The 6248-nt window shown below is 69.2% G+C and carries 7 protein-coding genes; 3 read left to right on the plus strand and 4 right to left on the minus strand.

Annotated elements, in window-relative coordinates:
• The first annotated feature begins 4 nt into the window (after positions 1-4).
• Positions 5-673: a potassium-transporting ATPase subunit C gene (locus AC07FV_RS27695; protein WP_479090045.1), complete on the plus strand. Its 669-nt coding sequence runs from the start codon at positions 5-7 to the stop codon at positions 671-673.
• Between the two features lie 402 nt (positions 674-1075).
• Here the strand turns inward: AC07FV_RS27695 and AC07FV_RS27700 are convergent, their stop codons facing one another.
• On the minus strand, positions 1076-1612 hold the full coding sequence (locus AC07FV_RS27700; protein WP_479090046.1) for a flavoprotein: 537 nt from the start codon (positions 1610-1612) through the stop codon (positions 1076-1078).
• On the minus strand, positions 1609-2823 hold the full coding sequence (locus AC07FV_RS27705; protein WP_479090047.1) for a helix-turn-helix domain-containing protein: 1215 nt from the start codon (positions 2821-2823) through the stop codon (positions 1609-1611). Before AC07FV_RS27705 ends, AC07FV_RS27700 begins: the two co-directional genes overlap by 4 nt.
• A 102-nt stretch (positions 2824-2925) precedes the next feature.
• Between AC07FV_RS27705 and AC07FV_RS27710 the strand changes: the two genes are divergently transcribed.
• Positions 2926-3411 carry a hypothetical protein gene (locus AC07FV_RS27710; RefSeq protein WP_479090048.1) on the plus strand — a complete coding sequence of 162 codons (486 nt, stop codon included), beginning with the start codon at positions 2926-2928 and terminating at the stop codon, positions 3409-3411.
• Between the two features lie 754 nt (positions 3412-4165).
• Positions 4166-4771: a dihydrofolate reductase family protein gene (locus AC07FV_RS27715; RefSeq protein WP_479090050.1), complete on the plus strand. Its 606-nt coding sequence runs from the start codon at positions 4166-4168 to the stop codon at positions 4769-4771.
• Positions 4772-4913: 142 nt separating this feature from the next.
• On the opposite strand, the gene AC07FV_RS27720 is transcribed toward AC07FV_RS27715, so the two are convergent.
• Entirely contained in the window at positions 4914-5267 is a 354-nt protein-coding gene (locus tag AC07FV_RS27720; RefSeq protein WP_479090052.1) for a deoxyxylulose-5-phosphate synthase, read from the minus strand.
• Positions 5268-5412: 145 nt separating this feature from the next.
• Entirely contained in the window at positions 5413-5883 is a 471-nt protein-coding gene (locus AC07FV_RS27725) for an NUDIX domain-containing protein (protein WP_479090054.1), read from the minus strand.
• Positions 5884-6248: the final 365 nt, after the last annotated feature.

Genomic DNA, 6248 nt, shown 5'->3' on the forward strand with positions numbered 1-6248 from the left:
CGCCATGAACACCTCAGTCCGCAACACCGCCCGGCTGCTCGGCGCCGGCCTGCGCGCCCTGCTCGTCCTGACCGTGGTCACCGGCATCGTCTACCCCCTCGTGGTCACCGGCATCGCCCAGGGCCTCTTCCCCGGCAGGGCGAACGGCTCCGAGATCGAGGCCGACGGCAAGGTCGTCGGCTCCTCCCTGATCGGCCAGTCGTACAACCTGCCGCTGAAGGAGGGCCAGGAGACCCCGGAACCGGACCTGAAGTGGTTCCAGGGCCGCCCGGCGAACGGCCTGGGCACCAACACCGTCAACACCCAGTACGACCTCATCCTGTCCGGCGCCACCAACCGCTCCGCCGACAACGCGGAACTCCTCCAGTGGGTGAAGGAAGCCAAGGCCGCCGTCATCGCGGACAACTCCGTACGCGGCTACACCGTCGCCCCCTCCGACGTCCCCGCCGACGCGGTCACCTCCTCCGGCTCCGGTCTGGACCCGGACATCTCCCCCGCGTACGCGGACCTCCAGGTCCACCGGGTCGCCGAGAGGAACGGCCTGCCCGTCGACCGGGTCCAGCAACTGGTCGACGAACACACCGAGAACCGCACCCTCGGCTTCATCGGCGAACCCCGGGTCAACGTCCTCGAACTGAACATCGCGCTCAAGCAACTCGCGACCGAGAGATGACGGACGCCGCCGTCCGACGTCACGAAAGCCGACCGGCCCCGGACCACGCCCGGAGCCGGCCGGCCTGGACGACGTACCCCTGCCGACGTGCTCCCGCCGAGGCGTCCTGACGGGCCGTCAAAAGGACGCCCGATCCTGTACCTGCCGCGCCCCCCGGAACCCGCCCACCACCGCAGAGATCCGGGGGGCACTTACGACGGAACCGCTGTTCGGCTAGGGCCCCCGTGCCCCCGCCCCCCGGCCGGACCCCGGTACGTCTCCGTCCCGCCGGGGCCCTCAGTAAGCGCCCTCCGGCTCTTCGCAACCGCGACCTGGGCCTGTAGACCCGCAAGCGGCAACAGCAGCGAAACCCCGGAGGCCCACCCTCGGGCCGGGCCCCGCTCGCTTCCGGAGGACGGGGCCTCACACCGCCTGGCGACGCACGCCGGCCACTGCCCGATCCCACGGGAACGCCTTTGCGTCGCCCTGCTTCGGCGGGTGCGACTCGTAGCCGTCCGGCCCGTCCAGCACAAGCACTCCCTGCTTCCGCAGAGCAGCGAGCGACCGGGCCACCGCGGGCTGTGCGCCCTGCGCCCGGTTGAAGTACGGCATGGCCGCCACCGGCACCCCCATGTGCACAGCCTCCGACGGGACACCGATTGCCAGCGTGTCCGAGATCCCCGCGCCCCACTTGTTCAGCGTCGTGCAGGACATCGGCGCGACCAGCATCGCGTCCGCCTTCGGCAGCACATCCTTCTCCCACGGCAACTTGTACCGCGACCGCACCGGATGCCCCGTCAGGTCGACCAGTTCGTCCATGCGCGGCTCCCACCACGCGGCCGCGGACGGGGTCAGGATCAGGCACACGTCCCAGCCGTCGGCCTGCGCCACCCGCACTCCGTCATCGACGAACTGAGCCGGTCCGGCAGCGCAGGCGATGAGATAGAGCACTCGCGTCATGCGCGCAGTCCACAACGCTCGGCTAGCGCACGCAAGCTTGCGGACGGGTTGGGCGTCGCGCCCACTACGTCCTTCACCAGATTCACCGTGGCCGGCGTGCCCCGCACCTCCTCCGGAGCCAGGCTGTCCGCCTCCAGGAGCGCGGCCGCTGCGTCGTCCTTGCGTCGTGTCAGGAGCGAAGCGCGTGCCATGCCAACGTGATGGCCGGCCTGCCGCTCCCGGCTCATTGCGGCGACCGCCTCGGCGTCCAAGTCGTCGGCGGCCTCTAGCGCCGACCAGCCGTCCTCGAACCGCAGCAGTATGTCCACCCGGTGCAGACCCACATTGGTCGGCCCGAACATCGTGTAGTCCTCGTCCCGGTCCCCACCCAGCCGCTCGGCGACCTCTCCGGCCTCGTCCACGTAATCGGTGGCCGCCCGGACCCGGGCGGTGGTGCGGTCCTGCGAGGACGCGGCGATCGCCGCGGACAGGTACAGCATGCCGAGCGTGGACAAGCCGACAGGGCCCTGTTCGAGGAGACCGTGTTCGAGACGTCGGGCAGCAGCGGTCGCGAACTCCACTGCGGCCGCCGGACGCTGCTGATGGACGAGACTCTTCGCAACCCGCCGGGCCGCGGCCCCGATCTGCACAGGATCCCCGGACCGCTCGGCGGCGACGAGCGCCCGGTCCGCGGCCAGCGCTGCGGGAATGGCGGTCGTTTCCCCGTACTTGTGCAGGTACGACGTCACCAGCTGGTACACGCGGGACAGCACCGCCTGCGCCTCGGACCGCTCGCCGACGGGCGCAGCATCCGCGGCATGCCCCGCACCGGCGACGAGCGAGGGCAACTCACGGCCCAGCGCTGCGTAATGGCACGCCTGGAACGCCTCGCAGCAGTAGACGAGGCGTCGGCGCAGGAGGGGAAGCGGCGGCGGATCCGAGTCCGGGGCCGGGTGGTAGAGGGCGTCGATCACGGCGAGTACGTCGGCGGGCGGACCGCTGCCCACAGGAGGCGGGGGCGTGGTGTCGGTCAACAGCTGCTCCAGAGGTACGCGCAGGACCTCGGCCGCGCGCACCAGTACCGAGAGCCGGGGGTCCTGCTGGCGCTGCCCGCCCTCCAGGGACTGCACCCAGCGCCTGGTCTGCCCCATGAGCTGACCGAAGTCGGCCTGTGTGAAGCCGCGCCGGTCGCGCCAGTAGGCGATGCGGCGGCCGATGCCAGAAGTGTCCATGAGCGCTCCCGGAACAAGGCACACACTGTGTGTGCCCGCGCCCTTTGTACCGCGCCCTACGGTCCGTGTGTGAGACGGATCACCACAACAGTAGGGGGCCCCATGCCGAGCGACGCCGCCGCCGGAACGCACATCGTCCCGCCTGAGGTGCTGGCCCTCCTCGGCCTGTCCGAGTACGCCGACCTGACGGCGGACCAGGCACGTGGCGCGGTGTGCGTATGGGGTGCGGAGCGTCTCACCGCCATCACGGCCGTGGACCTCGGTGAGCGGGAAGGTCCTGACGGGCGCTGGTGGCCGCGCGCCTGCCGCACGCACGTGGCCGAACGTGCACACCGCGCCCTCTTCGAGCACGCGCCGTACTGCGAGCAGTGCACGGACGCGGCCGAGCGTTGCGAGACGAGCCGCGCCCTGTACCGCCTCGTCCGGGGGAGAGTGCCGTCAATCTGCGCGCGCTGTGACAAGCCCATTGAGGAAGAGCCCGAGCGCATCATGACCGATGCGGCGACAGGCGCCGGCGAGGTGCTGATCCACACCTGGAACTGCGAGCCCCTCCCACGGCGGACGTACCCGTCCGGGCTCGGTCGCTGATGACGGCCGTCGACCGCAATCCGCTCAGCAGTCGGTGGCCGTGCCGGTCTTCCCGGGGCGGGGGTCGGCCGACCGGATGCAATCGCCGAGGCCGGTAAAGGGCACTGGTGGTCCTGCCGCCGCGCGAACCGTGCTCAGGCTGACACTGTCCGTGTTCATACCGGCGACTACTGGGCGGGAGAGTACGTAGAACTCCCACTGAGCCATGTCGAGCGGGTTGTAGTCAGCGTGCTCACGCGCAGTCTGGACGGTGAAGACGTAGACGTCGGCGTTGTACGACTTCGCCTGCGAGTAACCACCACCAGGTGACCACGTGCGAGCGCGGAGCCCACTGAAGCGGAGCGAGGAAGGTGCTCGTTGATCCAGGCCTGTAGGTAAGCGCCGGCCTTGACTTCGATGCGCAGTCCGTCATCGGTCTCGACATCGTGACTGGCCCATTCCACACGGGGGCTGTGGGAGTCGACCGCCTGGTGGACCAGGAACTCCGCGAACAGACCGCGTGTGCTGTTCATACGGAGGTCCGGCATGGCGAACCGCCAGAAGCCGACCACGGTCGCGTCCAGGACGCCGACGATGGACTCATCGCCGCGGAGCGGGGGCAAGGTCAGCGGGTTCAAAGGCATAGGAGCAGACCGCTTCATGCACCGCATTCCGCCAGGTCGGCGAAGGCGGGCTCGTCACTCCCGCGCGCCGCCGATGAGTTTGTGGCTCCCGGCCGGTCCAATCTCATGACACCTGAGGAAAGGACAAAACCATGTCGGAACTTCTCGTCGACTTCATCACCTCCCTCGACGGCTACGCATCGGGAGAGGGGTGGCCCGGATTCTGGGGCCTGGAGGGCCCGGAGTACCTCGCATGGCTGGGAGAGCAGCCCGAGGTCACCTACCTGATGGGAGCGAACACCTATCGCTTGATGTCGGGCTTCGCCGCGGGCGAGGTCCCGGAGGGCCAGGACGAGTTCAGGCAGGAAGAAGAGGCGTCCGTCGACGAGCTGACGCAAGCGACCAAGGTGGTGTTCTCCTCCTCACTCGAGGAGCCACTGACGTGGGCCAACTCCAAGCTGGTCCGCGGCGACGCCGTCGAGGCGGTCCGCGCCATGAAGGCGAACGGCTCGGGTCTCCTCAGTACGATCGGCAGCCTCAGCCTGTGCCGGTCCCTGCTGCGAGCCGGACTCGTCGACCGCTTCCGGGTCGTGATGTTCCCGGTGATCACCGGCGCCACGGGCGCAGAACGCATCTACGACGGCTATCCGGACGTAGCCCTCGACATGACCGAGCACCGCACCTTCGACGGCCGCATCCAGCTGGTCGAGTACAAGCCCCGCGTGCTTGAGCACCCCCCGCTCGGCGTCTCTGGGTGACGTCTCCCCGTCCACCGGCCTGGACGGTGCTCATGTCGACGTCGAAGCCGCCCTGGGTTGACCTCTGCGCGACCGGCCCCTCCCATCACCTCCGGCGGTGCTCGCCTCCGCCCGACCCGTCACGCGTGGTCAGGCCCCTGACTCACCCGCCCCGGGGCAGTTCCGGCAGCTCCGGGCGGACCAGCGCCCGAGCGAACGGTTCTCCGGTGGCCCGGGCATACGCCATTCGCTGGCGCACCTCGCCGGGGGTGCGCGGGCGGTACCCGGGCCCGCCACAGCAGCTCTTGTGGAAGCGCACACCGGCGTGCAGCAACACGGAGAGCGCGCGCCAGGCGGCGGCGTCCCGCCTCTTGGGCGCCGCGAAGGCGGAGCCGACGTGAATCAGCGGTTCGGCACAGCGCGGACAGACCCGGTCATGGTCGTGATAGCCGGGGTAGGGCTGCTTGTACGAAGCCCGGCAGGGCAGGCAGACGTACGAGGTCTTTCCATGGGCCATGCGGGAAGGTTAGAGCGGCAACAGGGCCGGGTTCGACCGGTTTCCGGCGCGCTGCCCAGGTTCTTCAGCAGCTTTCACAGCCCACTTGCCCAGTTCACGGCACGGTGGTCCCGCCTCTCTCCCAAAGCCGGTGCCGCAGGTGCGATCAGCCGAGACAGGGCCGCTCACGGTGCTCCAAAAAGTGGAGGACCCGGAGGCGCTGTGTGTGGTGCATGGGCAGCTGATCAATCCCCTCCGGCTCGATGAACCGTAGCTCCGTGGACTCGTCCGAGATCGCCGGTCGGCCCCCGACCACGCGGGCGGTGAAGCAGACGTTGAACTGTCTGCGCACCTCACCGTCCGAGTAGGCGATGATGTGGCGAGGGTCGGTGCACGTGCCCACGAGCCCGGTGATCTCTACGTCCAGCCCTGTTTCTTCCTTCACCTCGCGGACGGCCGTTTCCGGGAGTGATTCGGTCGTATCCATGCCGCCACCAGGGAGCGCCCAAAGATCGTTGTCCCGCCGGCGCTGAAGGAGCACGCGTCCTTCGTCGTCGGTGGCCACGGCGGACGCAGCGACCACCAAGCTGTTCGGCTCAGGTGCCGCCGGGTCGTCGTAGTACTCGGTCCATGCCATGATCACCCTTCGCTTACCGGCGTCGCGGTCTCCAGACCGCATCAAAGCTGCTGGCGTAGGTGTCGAAGATGCCGCCCTGTCAAGGAGCGGCGGCCCGTGACCGCCTTGAACGAGGTAGGGAAAGGCCTATCCCGCTGGGACGAGGCGGGACGTCGCCGCCCACATGGTGGCAGCCGTGGATGTCAGAAGGGGCCCACCTCCGGAAATCCGGAGGTGGGCCCCTTCTGGACTGGTGCCCCCGGCAGGATACGAACCTGCGACACCCGCTTAAGACGCCATTTCACTTGGCCAGGCGGCGGTGACATATGAGGGTTGCGGCGATGGCCGTGAAGGCGAGGAAGTGTTCGGGCTTGCGCTCGTAGCGA

Source organism: Streptomyces sp. NPDC045956 (assembly GCF_056430705.1).

Bases quoted from the DNA above. Each gene is read 5' to 3' on its own strand.
- AC07FV_RS27695 (WP_479090045.1), top strand. From the start codon at position 5: ATGAACACCTCAGTCCGCAACACCGCCCGGCTGCTCGGCGCCGGCCTG.
- AC07FV_RS27700 (WP_479090046.1), bottom strand. From the start codon at position 1,612: ATGACGCGAGTGCTCTATCTCATCGCCTGCGCTGCCGGACCGGCTCAG.
- AC07FV_RS27705 (WP_479090047.1), bottom strand. From the start codon at position 2,823: ATGGACACTTCTGGCATCGGCCGCCGCATCGCCTACTGGCGCGACCGG.
- AC07FV_RS27710 (WP_479090048.1), top strand. From the start codon at position 2,926: ATGCCGAGCGACGCCGCCGCCGGAACGCACATCGTCCCGCCTGAGGTG.
- AC07FV_RS27715 (WP_479090050.1), top strand. From the start codon at position 4,166: ATGTCGGAACTTCTCGTCGACTTCATCACCTCCCTCGACGGCTACGCA.
- AC07FV_RS27720 (WP_479090052.1), bottom strand. From the start codon at position 5,267: ATGGCCCATGGAAAGACCTCGTACGTCTGCCTGCCCTGCCGGGCTTCG.
- AC07FV_RS27725 (WP_479090054.1), bottom strand. From the start codon at position 5,883: ATGGCATGGACCGAGTACTACGACGACCCGGCGGCACCTGAGCCGAAC.